At 70.2% G+C, this 26,164-nt stretch carries 24 protein-coding genes; 4 read left to right on the forward strand and 20 right to left on the reverse strand.

The annotated features are described in order from the left end of the window. Position 1: 1 nt before the first annotated feature. A complete protein-coding gene (locus MCHT01_RS09700; RefSeq protein WP_084452296.1) occupies positions 2-2,137 on the reverse strand; it encodes a type VI secretion system Vgr family protein in 2,136 nt (711 codons plus the stop codon). A gap of 238 nt (positions 2,138-2,375) precedes the next feature. On the opposite strand from MCHT01_RS09700, the gene MCHT01_RS09705 reads away from it, so the two are divergent. Beyond that, positions 2,376-3,122 carry a hypothetical protein gene (locus MCHT01_RS09705; protein ID WP_148661472.1) on the forward strand — a complete coding sequence of 249 codons (747 nt, stop codon included), beginning with the start codon at positions 2,376-2,378 and terminating at the stop codon, positions 3,120-3,122. A gap of 181 nt (positions 3,123-3,303) precedes the next feature. Here the strand turns inward: MCHT01_RS09705 and tssH are convergent, their stop codons facing one another. From tssH to MCHT01_RS09770, 14 genes are all read right to left on the reverse strand, one after another. Next, a complete protein-coding gene (gene tssH / locus MCHT01_RS09710) occupies positions 3,304-5,955 on the reverse strand; it encodes a type VI secretion system ATPase TssH (protein ID WP_067065020.1) in 2,652 nt (883 codons plus the stop codon). Further along, on the reverse strand, positions 5,952-7,178 hold the full coding sequence (tssG, locus tag MCHT01_RS09715; protein ID WP_084452298.1) for a type VI secretion system baseplate subunit TssG: 1,227 nt from the start codon (positions 7,176-7,178) through the stop codon (positions 5,952-5,954). Before tssG ends, tssH begins: the two co-directional genes overlap by 4 nt. Then, entirely contained in the window at positions 7,175-9,058 is a 1,884-nt protein-coding gene (gene tssF / locus MCHT01_RS09720; protein WP_067065022.1) for a type VI secretion system baseplate subunit TssF, read from the reverse strand. The genes tssG and tssF overlap by 4 nt, the downstream gene beginning before the upstream one ends. Before the next feature lie 5 nt (positions 9,059-9,063). Then, positions 9,064-9,558: a type VI secretion system baseplate subunit TssE gene (gene tssE / locus MCHT01_RS09725; RefSeq protein WP_067065023.1), complete on the reverse strand. Its 495-nt coding sequence runs from the start codon at positions 9,556-9,558 to the stop codon at positions 9,064-9,066. A gap of 22 nt (positions 9,559-9,580) precedes the next feature. Beyond that, positions 9,581-9,712, reverse strand: a complete 132-nt coding sequence (locus MCHT01_RS27715) for a hypothetical protein (RefSeq protein WP_259375143.1) — start codon at positions 9,710-9,712, stop codon at positions 9,581-9,583. A gap of 117 nt (positions 9,713-9,829) precedes the next feature. Next, on the reverse strand, positions 9,830-10,492 hold the full coding sequence (locus tag MCHT01_RS09730) for a hypothetical protein (RefSeq protein ID WP_067065025.1): 663 nt from the start codon (positions 10,490-10,492) through the stop codon (positions 9,830-9,832). Beyond that, positions 10,493-11,293: a type VI secretion system accessory protein TagJ gene (locus MCHT01_RS09735; protein ID WP_067065027.1), complete on the reverse strand. Its 801-nt coding sequence runs from the start codon at positions 11,291-11,293 to the stop codon at positions 10,493-10,495. Positions 11,294-11,310: 17 nt separating this feature from the next. Further along, positions 11,311-11,811 (reverse strand): Hcp family type VI secretion system effector, encoded by a 501-nt coding sequence (locus tag MCHT01_RS09740; RefSeq protein ID WP_067065029.1) that lies wholly within the window; start codon positions 11,809-11,811, stop codon positions 11,311-11,313. 143 nt (positions 11,812-11,954) lie between these two features. After that, entirely contained in the window at positions 11,955-12,434 is a 480-nt protein-coding gene (locus MCHT01_RS09745; RefSeq protein WP_067065034.1) for an Hcp family type VI secretion system effector, read from the reverse strand. A gap of 167 nt (positions 12,435-12,601) precedes the next feature. Continuing rightward, positions 12,602-14,101, reverse strand: coding sequence for a type VI secretion system contractile sheath large subunit (gene tssC, locus MCHT01_RS09750; protein ID WP_067065035.1), 1,500 nt, complete (start codon positions 14,099-14,101; stop codon positions 12,602-12,604). 48 nt (positions 14,102-14,149) lie between these two features. After that, positions 14,150-14,659 (reverse strand): type VI secretion system contractile sheath small subunit, encoded by a 510-nt coding sequence (gene tssB, locus MCHT01_RS09755; protein ID WP_067065037.1) that lies wholly within the window; start codon positions 14,657-14,659, stop codon positions 14,150-14,152. A 94-nt stretch (positions 14,660-14,753) separates the two neighbouring features. Then, positions 14,754-15,791, reverse strand: a complete 1,038-nt coding sequence (gene tssA, locus MCHT01_RS09760; RefSeq protein ID WP_067065039.1) for a type VI secretion system protein TssA — start codon at positions 15,789-15,791, stop codon at positions 14,754-14,756. Between the two features lie 224 nt (positions 15,792-16,015). Beyond that, the gene (locus MCHT01_RS09765) at positions 16,016-18,094 is read right to left on the reverse strand and encodes a hybrid sensor histidine kinase/response regulator (RefSeq protein ID WP_067065040.1); all 2,079 of its coding nucleotides are present in this window, start codon (positions 18,092-18,094) and stop codon (positions 16,016-16,018) included. A gap of 4 nt (positions 18,095-18,098) precedes the next feature. Continuing rightward, positions 18,099-18,788, reverse strand: a complete 690-nt coding sequence (locus MCHT01_RS09770; protein WP_084452302.1) for a response regulator transcription factor — start codon at positions 18,786-18,788, stop codon at positions 18,099-18,101. 441 nt (positions 18,789-19,229) lie between these two features. On the opposite strand from MCHT01_RS09770, the gene MCHT01_RS09775 reads away from it, so the two are divergent. Together MCHT01_RS09775 and MCHT01_RS09780 are read left to right on the forward strand one after the other, a co-directional pair. Continuing rightward, the gene (locus tag MCHT01_RS09775) at positions 19,230-20,009 is read left to right on the forward strand and encodes a MipA/OmpV family protein (protein ID WP_067065043.1); all 780 of its coding nucleotides are present in this window, start codon (positions 19,230-19,232) and stop codon (positions 20,007-20,009) included. A 46-nt stretch (positions 20,010-20,055) separates the two neighbouring features. Continuing rightward, positions 20,056-21,171: a sterol desaturase family protein gene (locus MCHT01_RS09780; protein WP_067065045.1), complete on the forward strand. Its 1,116-nt coding sequence runs from the start codon at positions 20,056-20,058 to the stop codon at positions 21,169-21,171. Between the two features lie 144 nt (positions 21,172-21,315). On the opposite strand, the gene MCHT01_RS09785 is transcribed toward MCHT01_RS09780, so the two are convergent. The 4 genes from MCHT01_RS09785 to MCHT01_RS09800 all read right to left on the reverse strand — a co-directional run bounded on the left by MCHT01_RS09785 (position 21,316) and on the right by MCHT01_RS09800 (position 23,950). Continuing rightward, entirely contained in the window at positions 21,316-22,092 is a 777-nt protein-coding gene (locus MCHT01_RS09785) for a FadR/GntR family transcriptional regulator (protein ID WP_067065046.1), read from the reverse strand. A gap of 22 nt (positions 22,093-22,114) precedes the next feature. Beyond that, positions 22,115-22,513 (reverse strand): type II toxin-antitoxin system VapC family toxin, encoded by a 399-nt coding sequence (locus tag MCHT01_RS09790; protein WP_067065047.1) that lies wholly within the window; start codon positions 22,511-22,513, stop codon positions 22,115-22,117. After that, complete coding sequence (locus MCHT01_RS09795) at positions 22,513-22,734, reverse strand: AbrB/MazE/SpoVT family DNA-binding domain-containing protein (protein WP_067065049.1); 222 nt, start codon at positions 22,732-22,734, stop codon at positions 22,513-22,515. Before MCHT01_RS09795 ends, MCHT01_RS09790 begins: the two co-directional genes overlap by 1 nt. 67 nt (positions 22,735-22,801) lie before the next feature. Further along, positions 22,802-23,950 carry a beta family protein gene (locus MCHT01_RS09800; RefSeq protein ID WP_067065051.1) on the reverse strand — a complete coding sequence of 383 codons (1,149 nt, stop codon included), beginning with the start codon at positions 23,948-23,950 and terminating at the stop codon, positions 22,802-22,804. Positions 23,951-24,231: 281 nt separating this feature from the next. Here MCHT01_RS09800 and MCHT01_RS09805 point away from each other — a divergent pair, with 281 nt between their 5' ends. Further along, the gene (locus MCHT01_RS09805; RefSeq protein ID WP_084452306.1) at positions 24,232-25,407 is read left to right on the forward strand and encodes an alpha/beta fold hydrolase; all 1,176 of its coding nucleotides are present in this window, start codon (positions 24,232-24,234) and stop codon (positions 25,405-25,407) included. 192 nt (positions 25,408-25,599) lie between these two features. Here the strand turns inward: MCHT01_RS09805 and MCHT01_RS09810 are convergent, their stop codons facing one another. Next, positions 25,600-26,049: a DUF4148 domain-containing protein gene (locus MCHT01_RS09810; RefSeq protein WP_067065053.1), complete on the reverse strand. Its 450-nt coding sequence runs from the start codon at positions 26,047-26,049 to the stop codon at positions 25,600-25,602. Positions 26,050-26,164 lie beyond the last annotated feature (115 nt).

The raw sequence follows: 26,164 nt of genomic DNA on the forward strand, positions 1-26,164 counted from the left end.
CTCAGTTCTCCAGGATCTTCTTGCCCTTGACGGTCACCTCACCGTCGGCCTTGAAGGTCTGCTCGCCGGTGGTGCCCACGCTCAGGGTGTGGCCGTTGAGGATGATGGTGCCGTCGGACTTCATCGTCAGGCTGGCCTTGCCCACCGTGAGGTGGATCTCGTCCTTCGCGTCGACCGAGTAGATCGCGCCGCTGCTGATGCTGTAGTCCTTGCCGACCAGCGTCTTCTTGTACAGACCGACCTGCGCGGTCTGGAATGCGCCGACGGTCGTGTTCATCATCGCGCCCACCGAGGTCTGGTACCCCAGCCCGATCGTCAGCGCCTTGGCCAGACCGATGGTCTCGGCCTTCGCCATGGTGATCGTCTCCGTCTTGTTGCCCCCGATGCTCACCGAGCGGTTGGCGCCGATGCTGATCGTCTCGTTGATCGCGACGTCCTCCGTGCGGTTCATCCCGATCGAGATCGTCTCATCCAGGTCCACGCGCTCCTTGCGGTTCTGATGCACCGTGATCGTCTCGTCCAGATCCACGGTCTCGGTCCGGTTGCCCTTCACGAACACCGTCTCGTGCCGATCGATCGTCTTCGTCCGGTCCTGCCCGACCCAGTGCGTCTCGTCGTGCTCGACCTCGATGTCCTGGTTCTTCTCCGCGTGGATCCACAGCTGCTCCGCGCCCTGCTTGTCCTCGAAGCGGATCGCGTTGGCGTTGCCGTAGCTCCCGCCCTTGGTCGAGCGCGTCAGGAAGCCGCTCTGCGTGGCGTTGGCCGGCAGGTCCCAGGGCGGCAGGTTCTCGCCGTTGTAGGTGCGGCCGATGATGATGGGCGAATCCGGGTCGCCCTCGATGAAGCCGACGATCACCTCCTGCCCGATGCGCGGGATGTGGATGCCACCGAAGTTCGAGCCCGCCCAGGGATGCGCCACGCTCACCCAGCACGAGCTGCGCTCGTTGCGCTGGCCGCGCCGGTCCCAGTGGAACTGCACCTTCACCCGTCCGAACTTGTCGGTGTGGATCTCCTCGCCCGCCGGACCGGTCACGATGGCCGTCTGCGGCCCCGGCACCAGCGGCTTGGGCGTGCGGCGCGGCGGCCGGTACTGCTGCGCCGACGGGATGCAGTTGAAGCTGCAGCGCAGCGTCGTCTCGCCCGATCCCGCCTCGCTCGAGGCCTGCTGCGCCTGCAGGATCGTGCCCGTGACCAGGTACTGCCCGTTCTCGACCTCGCGCGGATGGCGGGTCAGCGACAGCAGGTGGCCCGTGCGCACGCCCTGCGCGTTGCTCGTGCCGTCGAAGGTCTCGTAGCCGGTCTGCAGCTCGTCGAGGCGGTCCTCGACGTACTGCGAGCCGTCGCCCGTCTGGATGTAGCCGCCCGGGTAGTCGAAGACCTCCCCGTCCGACAGGTCGTAGTCGCGCTTGCGGTTCTGCGCGGTCTCCAGGCCGCTGGACGGACGCTGGAAATCGTAGTCCGTGATGACGACCTTGCCGGGCTTGACGCACTGCGCGCTCTCCCAGCTCTGCACGTACTCCAGCTGCGGCGCGGCCTGCGCGCCCGAGCCGTAGAACGGCAGCGACTCGCAGCCCGGGGCCGCGTCGTGCCCGCTGGCCGAGTCGCACAGCACCACCTTGTGCCCGGACTCGTCGTGCTCGACGTACCAGTAGATGCCCTCGTGCTCCAGCAGCCGGGCGATGAAGTTGAAGTCGGTCTCGCGGTACTGGACGCAATAGTTCCAGGTCCGGTAAGGACGCAGCAGCTTGAACTCGTAGCGCGCGACGGGGTGGTCCTCGAAGACCTGCTTGACGATGTCGGGGACCGACATCTCCTGGAAGATCCGGCAGTCCGAGGTCCGGCTCAGCAGCCACAGCCAGGGCTTGAGCTGCATCTCGTAGATGCAGTGCTTGCCCTCGAAGCCACGCTGCGCGAAGCGCGTCACGTAGCCGCTGACGTGGCGCGGGGCGTCGTCGCGCAGGGCCACGGTCAGCACGACGGACTTGCCCAGCAGCTCGCTGGCCAGGATGTCCTTGCGCTCGCTCAGCAGCAGCAAGGTCGTGTCGCCGGCATCGCTCAGCCCTTCGCGCGACACGCAGCTGTGCACGCGCAGCGTGTCGTCGGGCAACGGGGTTTTCAGACGGAAGGGAGAGGCCATGGCTCGCAGGGTCAGGTCGACACCCCGAGTGTCAGGACCGCGTCAAGGCGCGCCAACGGTCGAAAGTCACTCCGGCGTCCGCCCTTGCGGGGGAAGGTCGGGCGTTGATCGCACGATCCGTCGGATCGCCTCGATCCGCGCCGGCGCCAGGCCTTGCCCGGACCGCGGCCGCGGCGCGCCGGCAGCGCGCGCCCCATGATCCAATCCGCTCATTCGCAGCTCCTCCGGCCGACCCACGATGACTCCCTCCGAACACGATCCGATGACCCTGACGCCGGGCGCGGCCCGGGCGCTCAGGAACGGCGGCATCGACGCCGTGGCGGCGCTGGACAGCGCGATGCATCAGGCGCTGCTGCTGGCGCCGGGCATCGAGCACGAGGAGATCAAGGCCTTGCTCGGCCGCGCGATGAGCGCGGTCCTGGCCGAGACCGTCGAGCGCGCCGTCCACGACCATCCGGAGCTCCGGCCCGACGAGGCAAGCTGGATCGCCATCGCGAAGCAGGAGGCCACACGGCGCGCCGGGGCGCGTCCGGCGGCGGCGCACGGCTCGGCGCCCTCGCCCGTCGAGCCATCCGCGGGCGCCACCTCGGCGGCGGACGAAGAGCCCCTCTACGACGTCTGGATCGATCTGCAGTTCCGGGGCGGGAAGGAGCGCGAGACGCTGTGCGCGGTCTTCGGCCATTGCCGGCTACCCAAGACGCCGGCGATCGGGGAGACGCTCACCTTCTGGCCGCCGCGGTCGGAGACCACGACCTTCGACGTGATCGCGAGGGGCGGCGCGCAGGCCCGGCACGACGTCTCGACGCTCATCGACGAGATCGCCCATTCGATCGCGCCCGCGAGCGAGGGCGGCAAGGCCATCGTCACCCTGCGATGCGCGCCGATCGAGGTGGCGTCCGTCGAGGATGGGCGGCGCGTGGCGAGCTTCATGAAGCGTCACCATGGGTTTGAGGTGGATCCGTATGGGGGGAATCGGTTGGGGTGATGGGGCGGCGGCAGCGTCAGCCCGAAGACCCTCACCCCTGCCCTCTCCCGCAGGCGGGAGAGGGAGCAAGCGGGAGCATGAGGGCTCGCTGACTTCATCGGCCCTCACCCCCGCCCTCTCCCGCGCAGCGGGAGAGGGGGTAGGAGGGGTCGCTGGCGGCGGTCGGCTCCGCTGGCGGCGGTCAGTCGAAGGCGTAGTCGAAGTCGCCGTCCTTCACTGTCAGCGCGACCTTCGTCAGGGCCTGGCCGTTCGTGACGCGCGTCAGGTACTCGCGGCTGATGCGTGGCAGCACGGTGTTGGTGAGGATCGCGTCGACCACGCGACCGCCGCTCTCCACCTCGTTGCAGCGGCTGATGATCAGCTTCACCACGTCGTCGCCGAAGCTCAGCGGCACGCCCAGGTTCTCGCTCACGCGCTTCTGGATGCGGCCCAGCTGCAGGCGCACGATCTGGCCCAGCATCTCCTCGCTCAGCGGGTAGTACGGGATCGTCACCAGGCGGCCCAGCAGCGCCGCCGGGAACACCTTCAGCAGCGGTTCGCGCAGCGCCTTGGCGATGCCGTCCGGCTCGGGCATCAGCTCCGGGTCCGCGCACAGCTTCATGATCAGGTCGCTGCCGGCATTGCTGGTCAGCAGGATGATGGTGTTCTTGAAGTCGATGTAGCGGCCCTCGCCGTCCTCCATCCAGCCCTTGTCGAAGACCTGGAAGAAGAGCTCGTGCACGTCCGGGTGCGCCTTCTCCACCTCGTCCAGCAGCACCACGCTGTAGGGACGGCGGCGCACCGCCTCGGTCAGCACGCCGCCCTCGCCGTAGCCGACGTAGCCCGGGGGCGAGCCCTTGAGCGTCGAGACGGTGTGCGCCTCCTGGAACTCGCTCATGTTGATGGTGATGACGTTCTGCTCGCCGCCGTAGAGCGCCTCGGCCAGCGCCAGCGCCGTCTCGGTCTTGCCCACGCCGGAGGTCCCCGCCAGCAGGAACACGCCGATCGGCTTGCTCGGGTTGTCCAGCCCCGCCCGCGACACCTCGATGCGCTTGGCGATCATCTCCAGCGCATGACGCTGGCCCACGACCCGCTGGTTCAGCGTGTCGGCCAGCTGCAGCACCGCCTGCAACTCGTTGCGCACCATGCGGCCCACCGGGATGCCGGTCCAGTCCTGCACCACCGCCGCCACGGCCTGCTCATCCACCGTCGGCAGGATCAGCGGCGCGTCGCCCTGCAGCGCGCTCAGCTCGGACCGCAGGCCGTGCAGCTCGGTCAGCAGGGTCTCGCGCTCCTGGTCGTCGGGCGCGCCCTCGCCGTCCTTGCGCAGCAGCGCATGCAGCTCCAGCACGCGGTCGACCAGGCCCTTCTCCCGCTGATGACGGGCCTCCAGCTCGGCCTTGCGCGTCTGCGCCTCGTCCAGGGAACTCGCGACCCGCTGCTTGCGCTCGGACACGTCCATGCCGATCGCGGCCTCGCGGGCGATGATCTCGCGCTCGACCTCCAGCGCCTGGATGCGGCGCAGGCAGTCCTCGAGCTCCGCCGGCGTCGCGTGCTGGCTGACCGCCACGCGCGCGCAGGCCGTGTCCAGCAGGCTCACCGCCTTGTCCGGCAGCTGTCGCGCCGGGATGTAGCGGTGGCTCAGCCGCACCGCCGCCTCGATGCCCTCGTCCAGCAGGGCCACGCGGTGATGCTTCTCGAGGATCGAGGCCACGCCGCGCAGCATCAGCACCGCCTTGGCCTCGTCGGGCTCGGGCACCTGGACGACCTGGAAGCGCCGCGTCAGCGCGGGATCCTTCTCGATGTGCTTCTTGTACTCGGCCCAGGTGGTCGCCGCGATGGTGCGCAGCTTGCCGCGCGCCAGCGCCGGCTTGAGCAGGTTGGCCGCGTCGCCGGTGCCGGCCGCGCCGCCCGCGCCGATCAGCGTGTGCGCCTCGTCGATGAACAGGATGATGGGCTTGGGCGAGGCCTGCACCTCGTCGATGACCTGGCGCAGGCGGTTCTCGAACTCGCCCTTCATGCTCGCGCCGGCCTGCAGCAGGCCGATGTCCAGCATGTACAGCGACACGTCCTTGAGCTGCGGCGGCACGTCGCCCTGCGCCAGACGCAGCGCGAAGCCTTCCACCACCGCCGTCTTGCCCACTCCCGCCTCGCCGGTGAGGATGGGGTTGTTCTGGCGGCGGCGCATCAGGATGTCGACGATCTGGCGGATCTCCTCGTCGCGGCCGGCGATGGGGTCGATCTCGCCGTTGCGGGCGCGCTCGGTCAGGTCGACGGCGAAGCGCTTGAGGCCTTCCTGCTTGCCCATCGCCGCGGGCGCGATCGCGCCGCTCGCGTCACCGGGCTCGGCGCCCGGCTCGGCGGCGCGCATCGCGCGCTCGGGCGAGCCCTCGGTGATCTGCGCGAAATGCTCGCTGAGGTCGTCGACCGGGATCTTCTCGAACTGCCTGGACACGGCCAGCAGCACGTTGCGCATCGACGCCGTCTTCAGCAGGCCCAGCACCAGATGGCCCGTCCGCACCTGCGTGTCGCCGAACATCAGCGAGCCGTAGACCCAGCCGCGCTCGACGGCGTTCTCGACCCAGCTCGACAGGTCGGTCACCGAGGTCGCGCCGCGCGGCAGCCGGTCCAGCGAGCTCATCAGGTCGGTCGACAGCTGCGCCGCGTCCAGCCCGTAATGCTTGACGATGCGATGCAGGTCGGAATCGGGCGTGTTGAGGATCTGGTAGATCCAGTGCTGCAGCTCGACGTACGGATTGCCGCGCAGCTTGCAGAAGACGGTCGCGCCTTCGATCGCCTTGTAGGCCAGCGGGTTGAGCTTGCCGAAGAGGCTGGTGCGGGCGATTTCAGTCATGAGGTGGCTCCCTGTGTGGCCGGTGGCGACGCCCGCCCCCGCACCCGCTGGCGCGGATGCAGGCGCAGGTCGCCCCGGTCCTGTTGATGCGATTGGCCGCCCGAGCGGCCGGTCCAGGACGTGAAGCCCAGGCGCGCCCGACCCGACAGCGCCGCCTGCGGCACTTCGTCGTGGCGCAGCACCGGCTGCAGCTCCCATTGCAGGTTGTGGCCGACGTACTGCCGGATCCAGTCGTTGAGCGGCCGCCACGCGTCGCCGTCGGGCAGGAAGCGCTCGTACTGGCGCAAGGTCAGCGGGCCCAGCACCACGCGGAAACGGTACTGCCGGTCCCAGGCCTTGTTGCCGGCCGTGGTGTCGCGGCCCAGCGCCGCGCGCGGGCGGCCGATGCGCTCGGCGCGGTTGCGCGCGTGGCCCAGGCGGGTCCGCTCGCCGTCCTCGACGGGCAGCCAGTGCGCGACGTGCTGCTCGATGCGCGCGGGCACGCCGAAGTACTGGGTGATGATCTTCTCCAGCCCCTCGGCATGCTGCGCGCGGCCGCCATGCAGGCCCGCCTGGTGCAGGCGCGCGGACTGCGGCAACGCGTCCGCCGGCCGGAAGCCCTCCCCCAGCCCCACGGCCGCGCCCAGCCAGGCCGCGTAGCGGTCGGACGCCGGCCGGTCATGCTGGACCGCCGGCTGCGACTGCGCCCACGCGCGGTAGAAATGCAGCAGCAGGCGATGATGGAAGACGTCGAGGAAGCGGGTCAGCGTCGGGTCGCTGCGCTGGTGCTGGCGCTCGCGCGCGTACTCGGTGAGGTGCAGCGGCATCGGCCCCTGCGGTCCCAGCAGGCCGAAGAAGCGCACGCCCAGCCGCGGCGCCGGGCCGTTGCCTCGCGTCAGGCTGGCCAGCGCCGCCGGGGCGAAGTCCAGTTCGGGCTCCTGGCCCAGCCGCACCGCCTCCTGCGTCGGGCGCAGGCCACGGCCCAGTCGCGGCGCGTCGGGCCGCAGGCCCTCGATGCGCCGCAGCAGCGCGAAGAAATCGTGCGCCCAGGGGCGCGACTCGACGTCGTCGAAGAGCGCGCGCAGCGCGTCGTCGCCGGTCATGGCGGGCTTGCCGACGATGGCGGCAAAGGGATCGACGCCCTCGCCGGCCGTGGCGGTGTTCGGCACCTGGGCGGCGCCAGGCGCTCCGTCCGGGCCTTTGACCTGCGGGGCGCCTGTGGTGGCGCCGGGCGCGGCGCTCATCGCGCGCCCTCGACCTCGCCGCCGATGCGCGGCGGCCAGCGCTTGACCGGGCCTCGCTGCGCCGTGCGCAGGCTCAGCTGGCTGAAGCTGTTGATCGCCGCGTAGCGGGTGAAGTAGCGCTCCAGCACGCTGGCGAAGAGGAAGGCGCTGTGGCCCTGGAAGTGGAGCTCGTCCAGCTCCAGCTCGATCTCGGTGCCGGCGCCGTAGCTCAGCGGCCCGCTGAACGGCAGCCGCCGCACGACCGGCTTGGCGCTCACGCCCCGCACGCCTTCCACCTGACGCAGCCAGGCCGCGTCGCCCGGCGGACCGTACAGCGCGAGCAGCCGCCGCAACGTCGCCGCCGCCTGGGCAGGCGCCTCGTCGGCCCAGGGCAGTTGCTGCTGGGTCAGCAGACCCACCAGGTTCCAGCCGGCCTCGCCGGACGGCTGCCGGCTGGCGGTGCGCGTCGGCCCATGCAGTGATTCCACCTTCAGCACCGGGCCCGCGGCGTCCAGGCGCCAGGTCCCGGCGCCGTTGTGCGGCAGCAGCATGGGCAGGTCGCGGTTGGTCACCAGCGCGGAGACCGACAGCTGCCGGATGTCCTCGCGATACGGCGCGTGGCGCGGATCGACCAGCGAGAGGAAGACCTCCTCGCCGATGTAGGAGGTCCGCGGCCCCTGCTCCTTCTGGCGCGAGGACAGCAAGCGCGGTTCCCGCCGCGCGGTGTAGAAGCCGGGCGCCTCGGCCGGCGCCTCGTGATAGGTCGCGTACAGCGGCCAGAACGTCTGCTGGCCGAGATTGCCGGCGCCGTAGCCGGTCACCGACTGCAAGCTGTGGATCTCGTAGTCCATCGGCCGCGTGCGGTCCGGCACGACGTGGTACTCCCAGCTGCCGGTGCCGAGCTGGATGCGGTCCAGCCGCTTGGGGAACAGGTTGATCGCCGGCGTGCAGTGCAACGCCACGCTGTCCGCGTCGACCAGCGCCTCCAGCGTCGCGTCGCCGCGGTTGAAGAACAGCACGATCTCGACCTCGGTCCCGTCGACCCGGGCCAGCCGCTCGGCCAGGTCCGTCACCTCGAGGAACAGGAAGCGGCGCGGCATCGCCGCGGCTTCCTGCATCAGGCGGCTGCCGGAGAAGCTGCGGTGCGTCTCGGGCAGCAGGGCCTCGTCGGCGGCGAAGCCCTGCGGGCGGACGCTGCCGGCGTCGCGCCATTGCGCGGCCACCAGCGGGGCGTCGACGCCCTCGCCGGTGACGTAGCTGCCCAGGGTCGCGCCCAGCGCGAGCTCGTGCAGACGGAAGGCCACGTCGTCCGGCGCGCTCAGGTAGAGCGACAGCCGATCCAGGCCGAGCTGGCGAACCGGGATGCCGCCACCGGTGCGCAGCTTCAGGCGCAGACCGCCGCGGCTGCCGCCGGCCTCGTGCAGGCGCGACATCGGCAGGTCGGGCGCGTGGGTGAAGTACTGGGCGGCGGTCAGCTCCAGCGGCCACAGCGTGACTGCATGGGCGGTGCGGAACTCGCAGCGCGTGTCCTGGCCGCGCGGCACGCCCGACTGCAGCACGCTGCCGCGCGGCACGGGGTGGCCCTTGGACAGGTTGGGGTCGGTGGGATCGACGCTGAAGCGCGCGATCATCATCGACGGCACGGGGGCCAGGAAGTTGGGGTAGACGGACTCGAGCAGGTGGGCGATCAGCCGCGGGTGCTCGGCGTCCAGCTTCAGCTGCACGCGCGCGGACAGGAAGGCGAAGCCCTCGAGCAGGCGCTCGACGTAAGGGTCGGCGACCTCGGCGTCCTCCATGCCCAGGCGGGCGGCGATCTTGGGGAAGTCGCGCGCGAACTCGGCGCCCACCTCGCGCAGGTGGGTGAGTTCGTCGTTGTACAGGCGCAGCAGGCGCGGATCCATGGCGTTCAGCCCTCGCGGACCTCGACCTGCCCGGCCTCCAGGTCCATCTGCGTGCGCAGCAGGATCTCCAGCGGCACCGGCTGCGACCACAGGTGGCCGCGGATGTCGAACTCGATGACGTTGTGGGTGTCGAGCACGCTGTTGGCCTCGACCGCGCGGACCTCCAGCGTGTCGGGCAGGATGCGCGGCTCGTAGCGCACGATGGCCTGGCGGATGGCCTTCTCCAGCAGGTGGACGTCCACCTTGGACGCCAGCTGCCCGGACAGCGCCGGCAGGCCGAAGTTCAGCACGCTCTCCGAGACGCGCGCGTACGGATCGGCATCGCGGCCCAGCGGCTGGATCGCGTTGAACAGCCAGCCCAGGTCGCGCAGCACCGCCTGGCGCAGCTGCGACTTGGACATGACGCGCCGCTCCTCCGCCTCGACGCGGTCGAAGGGGTCCTCGTCGGTCAAGCGGTCCAGCAGAGCCGGCTGCAGGCGGTCGCGGTGGATCTGGCTCATGACGGGCGCGAGGCGGCTCGCCTCACTTCGAGGCGCCCGTGTCCAGGCGCCAGAACTTCACCTTGCTGAAACTGAGGTCCTTGCCCCAGGCATCGAAGACGGTCTTGTCGCCGTTGCTCATGGCGCCAGGCCAGCTGCCGATGGAGGTCGACATCGCCAAGGGGCAGAGACCCGTCGCGCGCGCCTTGATCAGTGCAGGACTTGGGGTACTTGATGTACGCCTCGCCGGCCACGCGCTGGAGCTTGGCCACCGCCTGACGATCCACCGGCGTCACGACTTCGGACATGGGTCTTCCTTGGCGTCGGCCTTGCCGACAGGTTGATAGCGCCGCTGCGCGGCGTTCCAGCGCAGCGTGGGCAGGTCGTACGGGCCGCTGACCGCCGGGTTGTCGACATGGACGCGGATCTCCTGCGGCACGCCCTCCTTCCAGCGGCCATGCTTGAGTTCCAGCATGGCGGGCTGATCCCAGGGGAACAGCTGCGACAGGCCGCCCAGGCAGCGGAACTCGCGGTCCACCAGCAGCGGCGTCGGGAACTTCTCCCAGGGGGCGTTGTCCGGTTTGCCCTCGTAATACGCGAGCGTGAAGATCGAGATCAGTGCCACCTGCGGCTGGCCGCCGGGCGCGGTCAGTTCACACCGGCGCGAGAACGCCAGGTACGGCTGCCAGCTGGCGGGCAGGCGCGCGCGGTCCTCCGCCCCCAGCGGCGTGCAGGTGTCGGGGTCCAGCGTCCGCCAGGCCGCGGCCTTGTCGCCGGCCGAGGCGGCCTTGGCCGGCTTGGCCGCGGGCGGCATGGCCCCCCCATCGGCACGCGCCGCGGTGGGCAGGCTCATCGAGGTGGTGAGCGCCAGGGCGCCGACCACGGACATCAAGGCCGACATCAGCACGGAGGACGGCGCCCGGGTGGCGCGCGTCAGGGACGAAGGGAGCGGCATTCAGTTCCTCAACTCGATGAGACGGACATCCAGCAATCCTGCCTCACCTTGATCGCTCATCAGCACGCGCTGGCCGACGCCGGCGTACTGGTCGTCCTCGGACGCCGGCAGCGGCTGCCATTCGGTGCGGCGCGACAGCCAGACGCGTTCGTCGTCGAAGGCGACGCTGCGCGGGTAGCGGGTCGGGATCAGGGCGACGGCACCGCCGCCGTTGGGGAACTCCAGGTGCGCCGGCATCCAGACCAGGTCGCGCAGATCCTCGGGCTTCTCCATCTGGACCTTGGCCAGGGCCGAGAACGGCACCCAGCAGTAGCGGCCGTTGACCACCGCCTCCAGCACCGGGCCCAGGCGCGAGTCGCCGTCGCACAGCCAGTCGAAGGCCTGGCCGTCGATCGTGCCGGCGGTCGCGGGCGCCTGCTCCAGCGCCTGCGCGCGCAGCTGGCGCGCGCCCTTGACGTCGCCGTCGGCCTCGGCCTTCAGCGCCTGGATCATCTGGGCCACCCACTCGGCGGGCTCGCCCATCACCATGGGCGTGGTCTTGCCCTCGAAGACGGCCTCCCGGACGAGCTCGCACTTCAGCGCCTCGCGGTAGGTGTTGACCATCGCCAGCGTGCCCGCGTCGAGCTCGCCGCACACCTCCAGCTGCGCCGCCGCCCGCGCCCACTGGCCGGTCACGGCCAGCAGCTGGAACAGCATCGTGCGCAGCTTGGCGTCCTGCGGACGCTGCCGCACCTCGGCCTGCGCCGCGGCCAGGGCCTCGGTCGGACGGCCCGCGGCCAGCAGTTCCTGCACTGCGCTCATGGATGGCTCCCGGGGATTCAGGTGAGGTCGTCGTCGAAGGTCGTCGTGCCGCCCATCGCGCCCTTGGCGCTCTGCGTGCGGTACTCGACGGCCACCTTCTGGAAGCTCATCGCGATGCGCTCCACCGGCGAGCCGTCGGCATCGGCCTCGATGTCGTAGGAGGCCACCCGCGCCTTCTCCAGGGTCAGGCAGAAGTAGTCCTCCTGCGAGCCGCCGGCCTTGCGCAGGTAGAGCTTGGCGCTCTTGACCTCGTCGTTGGTCGCCACGGCGCTCATCAGCGCGGTGCTGGCGCTGTCCAGGTGCTTGCTGATCGTCAGCTGGCGATAGCTGCGGCGGCCCGTCTGCTGGCCCGCCACCGCGTCGCCCGCGGCGCCCACGCCCCAGCTGAAGCCGATCACGACGATGTCGTTGGCATGGCCCGCCGAGGTGGATTCGCCCTTCACCTTGCCCGCCCGCTTGAGCGACAGGTCCAGGTACATGTCGGCGCTGCTCGCGCCGCCGCTGGTCAACGGATTCATCTTTCGCTCCGGCATGGACAACGCTTGGCGACGGCTCGTCGCATCGGCAAGCGTTGTCCGAGCGCGGCGCGCGCGGCCCGAGGGCCGGCGCGCCGCGGAGGTCCGCGGATCGGAGGTGCCGGCCTGCGCCGGCGCCCGCCGAATTAACGGGTCTCGGTCGTGGCCACGTTCCAGCCGAACTTGACCGCGCCACCCAGGCCGCCCTTGGCGTCTTGGGCCTTGTACTCGAACTCGATGTCCGCGTACGACAGCGACACGCTCTCGCTGATCTCGCCACCGGCGGACGCCGACGGGGACACGGTGGTCACCAGGACTTGCTTGAGCGTGACCTTCAGGAAGTCCTGCTGGCCTTCACCGGCCTTGCGGCAGGTCAGCACGGCCTGGTCGAAGTGCTTGCCCGAGGCGCAGGCCTTGGCCAGCACCGGGGACGCCTTGTCGTAGTAGTGCGCGAACACGAACTGGCCGGGAACGCCCTTGCCCTTGCCGGAACCGGTGCCGGCGTTGGCGGTGCTCTCCTGGCGCACGTCCCACGACCAGGCGAGCAGATCGATCTCGCCCTTGTGGTCCTTGTGGGTGGATTCGCCTTCGACTCCGGCGAACTTCAGATTGGCGTCGATCGTCATGGTCGGTTTCTCCTAGAAAGACTCTTGTGAAAAACAGTCTCCGCGTCGACGCCCGTCGCTTGCGGAAACCGGGGATGAAGAGAACTGCGCCTTCGACAGCGCTCCCTTGGACACGTCGCGCGTCGTCGCGCGCGATTTCTTGATGTCGTTGCGGACTCGGCGCCCGATCACTTGCCCTTTTCGGAGGGCAGCTTGGAGACCAGCCGCAGCGAGACGGTCAGGCCTTCGAGCTGGTAATGCGGACGCAGGAAGAATTTCGAGGTGTAGTAGCCCGGATTGCCCGGGATCTCCTCGACCAGCACCTCGGCGGCGGCCAGCGGCTTCTGCGACTTCGTCGTCTCCGAGGAGTTGGCGGGATCGCCGTCGACGTAGTTCATGATCCACTTGTTCAGCCACTTCTCCATGTCGGCGCGCTCCTTGAAGGAACCCACCTTGTCCCGCACGATGCACTTCAGGTAGTGCGCGAAGCGGGTGCAGGCGAAGAGATACGGCAGGCGCGCGGCCAGGTTGGCGTTGGCGGTGGCGTCCGCGTCGTCGTACTCGGCCGGCTTCTGCAGCGACTGGGCGCCGATGAAGGCGGCGAAGTCCGAGTTCTTGCGATGCACCAGCGGCATGAAGCCGTTCTTGGCCAGCTCGGCCTCGCGGCGGTCGCTGATGGCGATCTCGGTCGGGCACTTCATCGCCACGCCGCCCTCGTCGGTCGGGAAGGTGTGCGCCGGCAGGCCCTCGACCGCGCCGCCCGACTCCACGCCGCGGATGCGGGTGCACCAGCCGTAGGTCTTGAAGGACCGGTTGATGTTGGCCGCCATCGCATAGGCCGCATTGGCCCAGGTGTAGCTGTTGTGCTCGCCGCCGCCGGTGTCCTCCTCGAAGTTGAACTCCTCGACGGGGTTGGTCTTCGCGCCATAGGGCAGGCGCGACAGGAAGCGCGGCATGGCCAGGCCGATGTAGCGCGCGTCGTCGGACTCGCGCAGCGACTTCCAGGCGGCGTACTCGGGCGTGCCGAAGATCTTGGTCAGGTCGCGCGGATTCGCGAGTTCCTGCCACGAGCCCATCTGCATCAGCGAGGGGTTGGCCGCGGCGATGAACGGGGCATGCGCGGCGGCGGAGACCTTGGCCATCTCGCCCAGCAGCTCGACGTCGGGCGGGCTGTGGTCGAAGTAGTAGTCGCCGACCAGCGCGCCGAAGGGCTCGCCGCCGAACTGGCCGTACTCCTCTTCATAGACGCGCTTGAACAGCGGGCTCTGGTCCCAGGCCGTGCCCTTGTAGCGCTTGAGCGTCTTGCCCAGCTCCTGCTTGGACAGGTTCATCACCCGGATCTTGAGCTGCTCGTCGGTCTCGGTGTTGTTGACCAGGTAATGCAGGCCGCGCCAGGCGCTCTCGAGCTGCTGGAACTCGGGGTTGTGCAGGATGGCGTTGACCTGCTCGGAGAGCTTCTTGTCGATCTCGGCGATCATCGCCTCGATCGAGACGACGACGTCGCTGCCGATCAGCGCGGTCTGCGACAGCGCCTGCTGGGCCAGCGTCAGCACCGCCTGCTCGACGGCGGACTTGGCCTCGTCGGTCTTGGGCTTGAACTCCTTGTTCAGCAGCGAGGCGAACTCGCCGCCCTGGTACTCGATGCCCTGCAGCGACGCCGAGGGTTGCGCGAGGATCTCTTCGGCCATGGTGGTTGCTCCGGTGGTCCGTGTGTCTTCTTGAGCGTCGTGCGCCGCTTACTGCGCGGCGTCGTCGGCGGGCTTCTGGGCCGAGGCCAGGGACTTGAGCAGCGCCTCGTCCTTGACGACCTTGGCGATCAGCTGCTCGGCGCCGGCCTTGCCGTCCATGTAGGTGATCAGGTTGGCCAGTTGCTGACGGGCCTCGAGCAGCTGCTTCAGGCCGTCGACCTTGCGCGCCACGGCGGCGGGCGAGAAGTCGTCCATCGACTCGAAGGTGATGTCCACCATCAGGTTGCCTTCACCGGTCAGGGTGTTGGTCACCGGGAAGGCGACGCGCGGCTTCATGGCCTTCATGCGGGCGTCGAAGTTGTCGACGTCGAAGTCCAGGAACTTGCGGTCCGACACGGGCGGCAGCGGCTCGGTGGGCTTGCCCGACAGGTCGGACAGCACGCCCATCACGAAGGGCAGCTGCACCTTCTTCTCGGCGCCGTAGAGCTCGACGTCGTACTCGATCTGCACGCGCGGGGCGCGATTCCTGGCGATGAACTTCTGGCTGCTGGTGGCCATGGGGTGCTCCTTGAAGCGTGGATCGGTCAGCGGTGTTGAACGGGGAAACGGGAAGGCGGAACAGCGGATGCGGGTCGACGGTCGGCGGGCCGGCTCACTCGCTCGGCGTGCCGGCGAGCTTCTCGATCTCGTGCACGCCCTCCGGATGGAGGTCGCGCATGATGTCCAGGAAGGACTTGCTCATGAGCCGCTGCGCCCGACGGATCAGCAGCGGCGCGGGATTGCTGGGCTCGTGGCGCTCGATCCACTCGCACACGCGCGTCAGCGCGCGCACGGCGTCGTCGCGGCTGTTGATCGCGCCGGCGTTGAAGACGGACGCGGAGACCGCGGACGCGCCCGGCGCGACACCGGTCGCCGCCTCGCCGACGGCGCTCTCGGCGCCCTGCCCGGCCGGCGACGCCTGGCCCTGCAGCTGCGCGCCGGCCACGGCCAGCGGCTTGAAGAGGCGTTGCAGCTGGATGAAGTCGAGGCCCTGGCCCTGACCGAGGTGGGCCTCGATCGCGGCCTGGATGCCCTGCACCGTCGGCACGCCGTCCTGGAGGCGGGCCGCCAAGGTCGCGTCCTGCGCCGCCTGGGCGGCCAGGCCGTCCATCAGGCCCTGGGCGGACGGGACCGGCTCGTCGGCCATGGGCTCCGCGTTGCCCAGCGCCAGCTCGACGTCGCGCACCCGCGGTCCGCCGCGCTGGCCGGTGAGGCTGGCGGCGCGCAGGTCGGCGAAGACGGCCATGTCGTTGACCAGGGGCTGCAGCGCGTTCAGGCGCATGGTCGGGTCGTCGTGGTCGTCCGCGTCCAGTTGCGGGTGGACGTTCGCCCAATGGCGCTCGAGCAGGCCGCGGATCAGCGCCAGGCCTTGCAGCGCCGCGCGATAGCCCTGCAGGCGGGCGCCGCTGCGCACCAGCCAGACGGCCACGCGCAGGTCCCGGGTGCGCAGCGACAGCGCGAGCGCCTGCTCGTGCACCTCGCCCCAATCAGGCTCCTCGGCGGGGATGACGGTGTCGCCGTACTGCTGCTCGGGTTTGCCCGCGCCGGCCTTCTGCATGGCGAGGAACGCGCCGTCGTACTCCAGGTCGGCGCCACACGGCGCGTCGTCCTGGAGAGGAGCCAGCAGGGAGTCGAGGTCGAGGTCGGCCATTGCGTCAGAGGCGCACGTTCGGTTGCATGACGTGGACTCTAGAGACAGCGGTTTCGGCGCGCAGTGGTCGAAAGTCACTTTGGCGCCCGCCGACGGGGCCGGACTAGGGATTGCCCAGCGCGCGAAGGCCGATCACCAGCGGGCGGGCGGACGCCTTTCCCCAGGAAGGGGGTGCACTTCGGGAGACGAGAGAGAGACACCCCCTCCCGGGGGCGCGAGGCCGCTCAGGCCACCATGCCGCGCAGCGCGTTGAAGAGCTTGCGGGGTTGCAGCGGCTTGAACAGGACGGTGTGGCCGCTCTCGGTGGCGCGGCGCAGTTCCTCGCGGCTGGTGTCGCCGGTGACCAGGATGGCCGGGACATTGCTGCCGCAGAGCTGTCGCACGCCGCGGATCGCGGCGATGCCGTCCGGCCCGTCGCCCAGGTGCAGGTCCGACAGGATCAGGTCCGGCGGCACGACGCGGTGCCGCACCGCCTGCTCGGCCTCGGCCGCGGTGGCCGCGACGATGGCTTCGTAGCCCCACTCCTCCAGCAGCAGCTGCAGGCCGACGCGGATGGGCTCCTCGTCGTCGATGACCAGCACCAGGCGGGGCTCGATGACCGTCATGGGCACGGTGTCCGCGGCGACGGCGAAGTCCTGGATCTCCGGTGAACCCCCCACCGGGATGCTCAGGCGGAACATCGTCCCCTTGCCCGGCCGCGAGGCCACCATCAGCCGGTAACCCAGCAGCTGGGCCAGGCGCTTGACGATCGCCAGGCCCATGCCCAGGCCCTGGGTGCGGCTGCGCTCGCTCTGACCGATCTGATAGAACTCCGCGAAGATCCGCGGCAGATCGGCCGAGCGGATGCCGATCCCGGTGTCCCAGACCTCGAGGTTGATGTGGGTCTCGGTCGAGCGGGCCACGACGACCACGCCGCCCTCCTCGGTGTACTTGATCGCGTTCTGGATCAGATTGCCCAGGATGCGCTCCAGCAGTTGCGGGTCGCTGGTGACCGACTTGCCGCCCGGCGAGAAGCGCAGCCCCAGGCCGTTGGCCTCCGCCTGGCCGGCGTAATGCATGTGCAGCCGGCGGAACAGGTCGCGCAGCGGGAACTGCTGCAGGTTCGGCTCGATGGTCCCGGCATCCAGGCGGGAGATGTCCAGCATCGCGTTGAAGGAGCGCTCCAGGCCCTCGATCGAACGGATCACGTTCCGGATCAGCGGCTCCTCCTCGGTCCCCTGGAGTCGGCGCTCCAGGCTGGCGGCGAACAGCCCCAGCGCGTGCACCGGCTGGCGCAGGTCGTGGCTGGCGATGGCCAGGAAGCGGCTCTTCTCCTGGTCCGCCCGGATGGCGCCGTCGCGCTCCTGCTCCAGGGTGCTGAGCTGCAGGTCCTGCTCCATCGCGCTGCGCTTGGCGCGCTGCCATCGGTAGTGTTCGAGCAGCGCCAGGCCGCCGATGACGGTGGCCGCGGTGAACCAGATCGGGCCCGCGCCCGGACGCGCCGACGGATCCATCAGGCGCGCGATGCCCTCGGACATCGGCAGCAGCGCGATGCAGGCCGCGCCGCGGCCCATCGGCGCGAGCAACACGCCCACCACGGCCGCCGTGGCGGCCAGCAGCGGGCCGGTCAGCACGCCGCGAGAACCCGGCGACTCGGCCAGCCAGGGATGCAGACACAGCAGCGCGAGGCAGCCCGCGCCCTGCAGGATCAGCAGCCGGCGGCCCTCGCGGTCGCTCAGCGAGGCGCGCGTGGCGGGACTTTCCAGATGCTGGGAGAGCGAGCGGGCGGTGAAGACGCAGCCCAGTGCCAGCGCCAGCACGCCCACGATCCAGGCGACCAGGCCCGGCGTGACGGTGGCGCGCACCAGCGCCGACCCCAGCGGCACGGCCACGGCGCCCAGCAGCCAGGGCCAGTGCGCCCAGGCCTCGTCGAATCCCGCGTCCTGCAGCCGGCGCGCGATGGCGCGGCGTTCGCGGCGGCGTCCTTCCTGGACGTCCTCCTCGGCATCTCGCCCGGCACCGGCGACCGCGACGAAGCGGCTGCCGATGCGCGAGGCCCCGGAACGGCGCGGCCGCTTGGCGCCAGACGCCCCGTCGCCGGAAGGCGCGGCGTCATCCGCCTTCGCGCGAGAGGTCGGCGCGCCGACCACCTCCGCGCTGAAGCCGGCCTCGGTCAGGCCCGGGCCCTGCCCGCCCTGAACGCCGGAAACGCCAACGCCGCCGGAGGCGCGGCTCGCCTCCAGCATGCGTTCATCGGTCAGGATCTCGGTCGCGGGGAAGCCGCTGACGGCGCCCGTGTCGGCGTCCGGTCGGTGGACCGCCATCCGCTCAGCGGAACAGGCTGATCATGTGGGAGCGGGACTTCACGTCCAGCGCCAGCAGCAGCGACGACACGTAGTTCTTCACCGTGCCCAGCGACAGCTGGGTCGAGGTGCTGATCTCCTGGTTGCTGCAGCCCGACAGGACCAGCTCCAGGATCTCCAGGTGACGCGGGCCGAGCTCGGCCACGCGGTCGTACATGGCGGAGGACGGGAAGCGCGGGAACAGCGAGCCCGACTGGGCCGGGCGGTGGCGCGGGCCGTCGGCCAGCAGCGCGCGCAGCGTGGTGCGCATCTCCGCCATCAGGGCGCCCTTGGGCAGGTAGCCGACGGCGCCCAGCGCCCGGGCCTGCCGCACGACGAATTCATCCTGCGTGCCGCTGAACACGACGACGCGGGCGTCCGGGTAGGTCTCCATGAACTGGCGCAGCCCCTGCAGGCCCTTGCAGTCGCCCAGGTTCAGGTCCAGCAGCACCGCGTCGATCGAGTCCTGGTCCGCGTAGGCCTGCAGGCCTTCCTGCAGCGAGCCCGCCTCGATCCAATGGATGTCGATCTCGTCCAGGTTCTGGTACAGCGTGCGGATGCCGGCGCGCACCAGCTCGTGATCGTCGACCAGCAGCACGCGGCGCTTCACCGCGGGCATCGCATAGCCGCCATTTCCAACCGCCTCGAACGAACGGGCAACGGACACTGCTTCCATAGGGCCTCCCTTTTTTCGACTGACCGCTGATCTCCGGCGCGGTCGTCGCGTACCCCTTACTGCTCTGCCGGAGAAGGCCCGGATGATAGGCCGATGGTCACTTGCGTCGCCCCCTCTCTAGGGGGAACCCGGAGGGGGGACCCTGGAAACACTTGTGACCAGACGTTTCCGTACTGGACACGCCAAGCTTGTCACGACCTTGACGTATTTTTTGCGCCTTTTTGCCAGCGACCTCCACCCCTAGGTTGATCGCCTCCCTAGAACATGCGGGGTCCAGCCCTGCATTCGTGTCAGGTCCCCGCCAGCTTCGCGACAAGCTCGTTTCCTAGAATCGCGCGATTGTTTCCGCCCATGCACTGCTCATCCCCTCCCCGCACCGCTGCGCTTGGAACCTTAGGGTTTCCACGGATCACCGCCCCCGTCACGCCGCTGCTGGCGGGCTTGACCGTCCTGGCCGCCGCGCTGTCCGCGACGCCGGCCCGGGCTGCCGGCAGCCTGGTGCTGATGGACGCGCCACCGGCCGAGGCCAGTCTGTCGGCCGGCCTGTCGACCCGCAGCTGGCCCTCCGCCCCCGGGGGTCGGGCACGCAGCAGCGACGTGCTGCCCGCCTTCGAGTACCTCCATCCCAACGGCGCCTTCGTCTCCACCGACCTGGGCGTGGGCTGGAATCTGGCCCCGCTGCTGTGGAGCGCCGAGACCGCCAAGACCTGGCAGGTCGGCGCGCGCCTGTGGCCGCAGTTCGGCCGCCCCAGCCGGGTGACGCCCAAGGGCGTGGATCGGCTCGGCTCCCGGATCACGACGGAGGCTTTCGCCAACGTCCAGGCGACCGAGTGGCTGATGCTGCAATCCGGCTTCTCCTGGGGCAGCGGCCGGCGCCACAACGGCGCGCAGTTCGAGATCGGCGCCACCTCCGGCATCCCCATCGGTGACGACCTGATCGCGGTGACGATCGCCGGCACCGCCGCCAACGCCGCCCACCTGCGCAGCAGCTACGGCATCGGCGCCGCCGAATCCCGCGCCAGCGGCCTGCCCGAGTGGCGTCCCGCCGGCGGCTGGATGGACTGGAGCATCGCGCTGAGCGGCGAGCACAAGTTCAATGAACGCTGGTCGGTCAGCGGCCAGTGGCTCAACGCCCGGCTGGTGGGCGACGCGGCGCGCTCCCCGCTGACGCAGTCGCGCTCGCAGCAGAGTTTCAGCATCAGCGTCTGGCGCAAGTTCTGACGCCCCGCCCCCACGCCTCCGCCGCCCTCCTCCCGAGCCCCTCCCCATGCATCGCGTCCTCCTCATCGCCGTCCCGCTGTTCGGGCTCTGCATCGCGTTCGAATGGCTGTGGGGGCGGCTCAAGGGCCGGGACAACTACCGGCTGGCCGATTCGATCAGCAGCCTCAGCCAGGGCCTGATGAGCCTGGCCGTGGCCGCGGTGACGCCGCTGTTCCAGAACGGGCTCTACCTGCTGGTGCAGCCGCACATCGCGCTGGTGTCGCCGTCGGTGTGGGACGGCTGGTGGGGCTTCGTCGTCGCCATCGTGCTCTACGACTTCTGCGACTACTGGTTGCACCGCGTCAGCCACGAGAGCGCGCTGTTCTGGGCGGCGCACACGGTGCACCACCAGAGCGAGCATTTCAACCTGACGACCGCCCTGCGCCAGGAGAGCTTCTACGCCGTGATGGGCACGCCCTTCTTCCTGCCGATGGCGCTGCTGGGCATCCCGGTCGAGCAGTACGCGGCGGCCGGGCTGTTCGTGCTGCTGTACCAGTTCTGGATCCACACCGAGCATGTCGGCCGGCTGGGCTGGCTGGACCGGGTGTTCTCGACGCCGTCCAACCACCGGGTCCATCACGCGGTGAATCCGGGCTACCTGGACAAGAACTACGGCGCGGTGCTGGTGATCTGGGACCGGATGTTCGGCACCTTCGTCGAGGAGTCCGAGCCCTGCGTCTACGGCACGGTCAAGCCGCTGCACAGCTGGAATCCGCTGTTCGCGGTCGGGCAGTTCTACGGGGAGCTGTTCCAGCGCATGCGGGCGACGCCCCGTCTCGGCGACAAGCTCAAGGTGCTGTTCAAGTCGCCGGGCTGGGCGCCGCCCGGCCTGAGCTTCCTGGCCGAGCCGGATGCCGAGCGTCTGCGCCAACCGCGCTTCGATCCCCCGGCGCGTCCGGTGGACCGCTGGCGCGCGATCGGGCTGTTCCTCATGACGGCGGCGGCCACGGCGGCCTGGCTGGGCGAGAGCGACGACCTCAGCGAGGCGCGAAACCTGGTTGCCGCGGCGGTGGTCGCGGCGGGCCTGTACGGCACGGGCGCGCTGCTGTCCCGGCGCGGTGGCTGGCCCATCTTCGTGGTCGGTTTGGCGCTGAACGCCGCCCTGCTGGCGGTGATGTGGTGACCAGCGCCGCGGCCGCGCGCTGAAGCACTGATCCGCTGATCCGCTGATGCGCCGATGCGCTGATGCGCTGGTTCACCGGTCCGCAGGCGCGCCGATGCGCTGATGCACCGAAGCGCGCACCCGGCGGCGCCTTGTCGACAGGCCTCAGCGCCGGTGCTCGTCCCTCGGCGCCGCCGGCCCTTCGGCCTGGATCGATTCGCGCAGGTTGTCCGCCACTTCTTGAAGCTGCACCAGCGTCGCCTGACGGGCTCCGAGCGGGTCACGTCCGCGGATCGCGTCCAGGATGGCCTCGTGGCGCGGCAACGCGCGCTCATGGGCGTTGGGTTGCCGGCCGCTGATCAGGATGGACTCGCGCAACGCCATCGACAGCATGTTCCCGATGTAGGCCATCAGGTCGTTGTTGGTGGCCTCGGCGATGTGGCGATGGAAGGCCAGGTCCGGCTCGAGCATCTGCTCGATGCTGCCGGCCTCGGCCATCAACGCGAAGTCGGCCTCGATGCGGTGGACCTGCTCGTCGGACGCGGCCCGCGCGGCGAGTGCCGCGGCGGCGGGCTCGAACACGCGGCGCACATCCATCAGCGTGGCCTGGAACTCGCGCTGCGGCTTGGTGGCGATCAGCCAGCAGAGCACGTCGGGGTCGAGCAGATGCCACTCGTTGCGCGGCCGCACGATCGCGCCGGAACGCTGGCGGGACACCACCAGCCCCTTGGCCGCGAGGACCCGCACGGCCTCGCGCAACACCGGGCGGCTGACGTCGTAGCGATCGAGCAGCTGCGACTCGGCGGGCAGCCGGTCCCCGGGTTGGAGCTCGCCCGCGACGATCGCCAGACCCAGCTCCCCGACGATGCGGGTGTGCATGCTCTTGCTCTCGCTGTCGCGGGAGCGCGGGCTGTAGGTCGAGGAAGGCGCGCGCGGGGTCATGGGGGCGGGAGGCTAACACGGCTCATCGCAGCAACTCGGCCCCATCCAGCTTCGATGCCTTGACGTCGAAGGTGTGCAAGGGGCTCCGCCCCGCCGCCGCTGCCACATGCGCATGGATGCAGTCAGCCAGGTCCGCCGCGGATTCGCCATAGCTCTCGACCGCATGGATGATCGCCTCCTCGTTCTCGATCAGGAGCTCGGAAGACTCGATGATCCTGACGAAGGCCCCAAGGACCTGCGACTTGTCGAACTTGAAGCAGGCCCTGAGGACCCACTCGAGTTCCAGGATCACGGTGGTCGACACGAAGAGCCTCACGTCGTGGTGGGCATGCCGCCTCCTCAGACGTTCCACGGCTTCAGCCTGGTTCGAGTCATCTTGGACGATGAATCGAACCAGGACATTCGTGTCGATCGCGGACATCAACGGAACGGGTCCATGTCCTCGACGCTGACCCGGACACCGGGCGGTGCCTTCAGGATCCCCCGAAGATCCGCCAGCGTCCCAGTCTTGGCCAGCACATAGATCCGACCATCCGGACGCAGCACCCACACCAAGCGCGTCCCCGGTTCGGCTTTCACCGCGTTGCGAATCTCCGCCGGGATGGTCACCCGGCCACTTCTGCCCATGATCGATTCCGGCACATCGGTCTCCTGTCAAACGATCCGAAGGGATCCACTCTAGGGGCCGGTCCGACGTCGATCCATGACCTCAAACAGTTGAAGACTGCTCCACGGCCCCAGAACTCGGGAGATCACTGGCTTGGGAAAGTGGGACCTCGGCCGGACGCCCGCGCAGACCATCCACCTGCGCCGCCAGATGCAGATTCACCCGCACCGCCGTCCAGGCGCTGCGGCCGCGCGCATAGGGCCGGCCGTTGGCCGCCTCCATGATCTCGTGCTCGCCCCATGCGCCGCGGGTGCCGAGCTCGGGGGCGGCATCCACGATCGCCTGGGCGGCCTGGGCATGGGCCTCGTCGCTGGTGCCGGCCCGGCCGCGCTCGCACAGCCACTCGTTCTCGCGCGCGTAGTCGACGCGGCCGTGACCGCGGGGCAGCTCCGGCTCGACAGCGTCCGCCGCGTGCACCGAGGCATGATCCCCATAGCCGACCGCCGTCACGCCGCCCAGACGCCGATGCAGCTCCCGCTCCAGGATGCCGAGCCGGCCTCCGATGGCCTGCCGTCCGCCGCCGGATCCGCGGGGCTGCGCGGGAAAGCTGTTGCCCATCACCACCATCCTCGTTCCCGGACTCGCGGCCCATAGCTTCTCCAGCATCCCGCGCGCGATGCCCGCGCAGCCGAGCAGCCAGTCGCGCTCGATGCCCAGGTCCACCATCACGACGGCCCGCTCCGGCGCCCGCAGGCTGCGCAGCGCCTGCACCACCGGCTCGACCCGCGGCCAGCGCCCGCGCAACCGGAACACGACCAGACCGAAGGCCGCCTCGATCGCCTGCGCCTGACGGGTGGTCTCGCCCTCCGCCGCGTGGTCGACGGCGACGCCGACGCCATGCTCCGCCAGCTGCACGACGGGGACGGCCCGCTTGCACGAGGCCGCGAACGTGCGCCACGCGCGGAACCCGTCGGACGGATCCAGCAGACGCGACAACGGGGCCTCGAGTTCCGTCGAGCGCTCCGCCAGCGGCGGCAGCTCGATCAGGTGCGGGAGCCCCTGCATCACCTCGGCCGCCCGGCGCGCCGAGCGTTTCAGGTCCGGCGGGCCGTCCGGCAAGGGCATCAGCGTCATCACGGGCAGCATCCGGGTCTTGCGCGCCTTGTCGAGCTCACGCAGCGCGCGGAGCTCGGCGGGCTGCGTGCGCAACGCCGGGAAATAGAGGGACGGGGCCAGGGGCGTGTCGATCATCGGAATCCTTCCTCGCCGGGGCCCCGCGGGGTCCGGGCCGGTCCATGCCGGTCGCACCGTGCGACCCGCCGTGCGCGCAGGCTAGGAAGGCCCGCGGCGGAAAGCCAGGGGCGAACTTGATCGACATCAGAGATCGCGCAACTCACCGCGCTTTGTATGCCCCTGTATCCCCGGCACCGGGCGTCACATCCTGATGCGGAATGCCCCCGGCGCCGACAAGCCGGGGATACATGCGACCGGTCCACTGGGCCTCGTTCCTTCCACCACACCCGAGGCCTGCCATGACCCACCGCTCCGAGCGCGATTCCGCCACCGCCCCGCACCTCACCGCCGCCCCCGACGCCGTGGCCGGCGACACCCCCACGGCTCGCCCCGCCAAGGCCGCCTGGCCTCGCCGAGGCTTCCTGGGCCTGGGCGCCGGCGCGCTCGCGGGCGCGGCCCTGTCGCTCGGTGGGCTGACGCCGTCGCTCGTCCGCGCGGCGACCTCGAGCCCGTCGGCCACCGGCGGCCTCGCCGCCGCGGCGGGCGGCTCGCCGGGCACGCCGATCGAGATCGCTCCCGCCTTCGGCGTCCTGAAGCACATCGATGCGGGGGATCTGCGGATCGGCTATGTCGAGACCGGCCCGGCCGACGGCCCGCCGGTCCTGCTGCTGCATGGCTGGCCCTACGACGTCCACACCTACGAGGAGGTCGCCCCGCTGCTGGCCGCGGCGGGCTACCGCGTGATCGTCCCCTACGCCCGCGGTTACGGCACCACGCGCTTCCTGTCGGCCGACACCGTGCGCAACGGCCAGCAAGGCGCGCTGGCGCAGGACACGATCGCGCTGATGGATGCGCTGCGCATGCCCAAGGCCGTCGTCGCCGGCTGCGACTGGGGCGCCCGCACGGCGGGCATCCTCGCGGCGCTGTGGCCGGAGCGCTGCCAGGCGCTGGTGGCCGTCAGCGGCTACCTGCTGGCCAACCGCAAGGTCAACGAGCAGCCGCTGCCGCCCGCGGCCGAGCTGCAATGGTGGTACCAGTACTACTTCGCGACCGAGCGCGGCCGGCTGGGCTACGAGAAGTACCGCGCCGAGTTCTCGCGTCTGATCTGGCAGATCGCCTCGCCGCAATGGCGCTTCGACGACGCGACCTTCCGTCGCAGCGCCGCCGCCTTCGACAACCCCGATCACGTCGCGATCGTGGTGCACAACTACCGCTGGCGCCTGGGCCTGGCGGACGGCGAGTCCCGCTTCGACGCGATCGAGGCCCGCATCGCCGCCGGCCCCGCCATCTCGCTGCCGACGATCACGCTGGAGGGCGACGCCAACGGCGCGCCCCACGTCGATCCGTCGGTCTATCGCCGCAAGTTCAGCGGCCGCTACGCCCATCGGGACCTGAGCGGCGGCATCGGCCACAACCTGCCGCAGGAATCGCCGAAGGCCTTCGCGCAGGCGGTGATCGACGTGACGCGGCTCTGACCGACCTCGGCCTCGAGGCCGCCACGAACGCAGGCGGGGGACTTCGCATGAAGTCCCCCGTCACTCGAGGTCGGATGACCTTCTACAGCTTGGTCCGGTCACCCATGACCGCATCCACGGTCCGTGCGCTCGGTGCCGTCCCGTCTGAATCCCGGGGGATCCTCGCGGCGGGCATCGTCGCGCCCGGAGCGATCAAGGACGCGATGTATGCGTCGCCTCGAGCTCCGGCGCATAGCCTGATTCGCTCCACATCCGGTCCAGCGTCCCGTCCTCGCGGGCCTGCTGGAGCTCGTCCATCACCTGGGCACGGGACTTGCCGCCCGCAGCGGGAGCGGCGAAGCGCAGGTCGCCGTTCGGGTTCGCCATGTCGGCGGAGACGCTGATGTCGGACTCGGCCTGATGGTTGGAGTACTGGACGGGCATGCCCCTGGCTTCATCGAAGTCCGGCGAATAGCCCTGCTCGCTCTGGATCTTCGCCAGGGAGCCGTCGGCGCGGGCCTGTTCCAGCTCGGCGACGACCTGGTCGCGGGACTTCGGTCCGGACACGACCTCCTCCTCGACCTGCGCGAGGACGGGCCCGCTCAAGGTGGCGGCCAGCGCGACCACGCCGGTCGCGATCGATAGACGGTGGAAGTGACGCATGGTGGATCTCCTTCTGTTGAAAGTCGTCTGCACGCGAGGCTCGTGGCCCCGCTGCGTCGGCGCACGTTTCATCAAACGCCTTGTGACCCACTCTAGGCCCGCGGCCTCGTCGTGA

It is taken from the genome of Mitsuaria chitosanitabida ATCC BAA-476 = NBRC 102408 (genome assembly GCF_001598255.1).
Lineage (GTDB): Bacteria > Pseudomonadota > Gammaproteobacteria > Burkholderiales > Burkholderiaceae_C > Roseateles > Roseateles chitosanitabidus.

Coding starts and splice junctions, on each gene's coding strand:
- MCHT01_RS09700 (WP_084452296.1), bottom strand. CDS start 2,137: ATGGCCTCTCCCTTCCGTCTGAAAACCCCGTTGCCCGACGACACGCTG.
- MCHT01_RS09705 (WP_148661472.1), top strand. CDS start 2,376: ATGACTCCCTCCGAACACGATCCGATGACCCTGACGCCGGGCGCGGCC.
- tssH (WP_067065020.1), bottom strand. CDS start 5,955: ATGACTGAAATCGCCCGCACCAGCCTCTTCGGCAAGCTCAACCCGCTG.
- tssG (WP_084452298.1), bottom strand. CDS start 7,178: ATGAGCGCCGCGCCCGGCGCCACCACAGGCGCCCCGCAGGTCAAAGGC.
- tssF (WP_067065022.1), bottom strand. CDS start 9,058: ATGGATCCGCGCCTGCTGCGCCTGTACAACGACGAACTCACCCACCTG.
- tssE (WP_067065023.1), bottom strand. CDS start 9,558: ATGAGCCAGATCCACCGCGACCGCCTGCAGCCGGCTCTGCTGGACCGC.
- MCHT01_RS27715 (WP_259375143.1), bottom strand. CDS start 9,712: ATGTCGACCTCCATCGGCAGCTGGCCTGGCGCCATGAGCAACGGCGAC.
- MCHT01_RS09730 (WP_067065025.1), bottom strand. CDS start 10,492: ATGCCGCTCCCTTCGTCCCTGACGCGCGCCACCCGGGCGCCGTCCTCC.
- MCHT01_RS09735 (WP_067065027.1), bottom strand. CDS start 11,293: ATGAGCGCAGTGCAGGAACTGCTGGCCGCGGGCCGTCCGACCGAGGCC.
- MCHT01_RS09740 (WP_067065029.1), bottom strand. CDS start 11,811: ATGAATCCGTTGACCAGCGGCGGCGCGAGCAGCGCCGACATGTACCTG.
- MCHT01_RS09745 (WP_067065034.1), bottom strand. CDS start 12,434: ATGACGATCGACGCCAATCTGAAGTTCGCCGGAGTCGAAGGCGAATCC.
- tssC (WP_067065035.1), bottom strand. CDS start 14,101: ATGGCCGAAGAGATCCTCGCGCAACCCTCGGCGTCGCTGCAGGGCATC.
- tssB (WP_067065037.1), bottom strand. CDS start 14,659: ATGGCCACCAGCAGCCAGAAGTTCATCGCCAGGAATCGCGCCCCGCGC.
- tssA (WP_067065039.1), bottom strand. CDS start 15,791: ATGGCCGACCTCGACCTCGACTCCCTGCTGGCTCCTCTCCAGGACGAC.
- MCHT01_RS09765 (WP_067065040.1), bottom strand. CDS start 18,094: ATGGCGGTCCACCGACCGGACGCCGACACGGGCGCCGTCAGCGGCTTC.
- MCHT01_RS09770 (WP_084452302.1), bottom strand. CDS start 18,788: ATGGAAGCAGTGTCCGTTGCCCGTTCGTTCGAGGCGGTTGGAAATGGC.
- MCHT01_RS09780 (WP_067065045.1), top strand. CDS start 20,056: ATGCATCGCGTCCTCCTCATCGCCGTCCCGCTGTTCGGGCTCTGCATC.
- MCHT01_RS09785 (WP_067065046.1), bottom strand. CDS start 22,092: ATGACCCCGCGCGCGCCTTCCTCGACCTACAGCCCGCGCTCCCGCGAC.
- MCHT01_RS09790 (WP_067065047.1), bottom strand. CDS start 22,513: ATGTCCGCGATCGACACGAATGTCCTGGTTCGATTCATCGTCCAAGAT.
- MCHT01_RS09800 (WP_067065051.1), bottom strand. CDS start 23,950: ATGATCGACACGCCCCTGGCCCCGTCCCTCTATTTCCCGGCGTTGCGC.
- MCHT01_RS09805 (WP_084452306.1), top strand. CDS start 24,232: ATGACCCACCGCTCCGAGCGCGATTCCGCCACCGCCCCGCACCTCACC.
- MCHT01_RS09810 (WP_067065053.1), bottom strand. CDS start 26,049: ATGCGTCACTTCCACCGTCTATCGATCGCGACCGGCGTGGTCGCGCTG.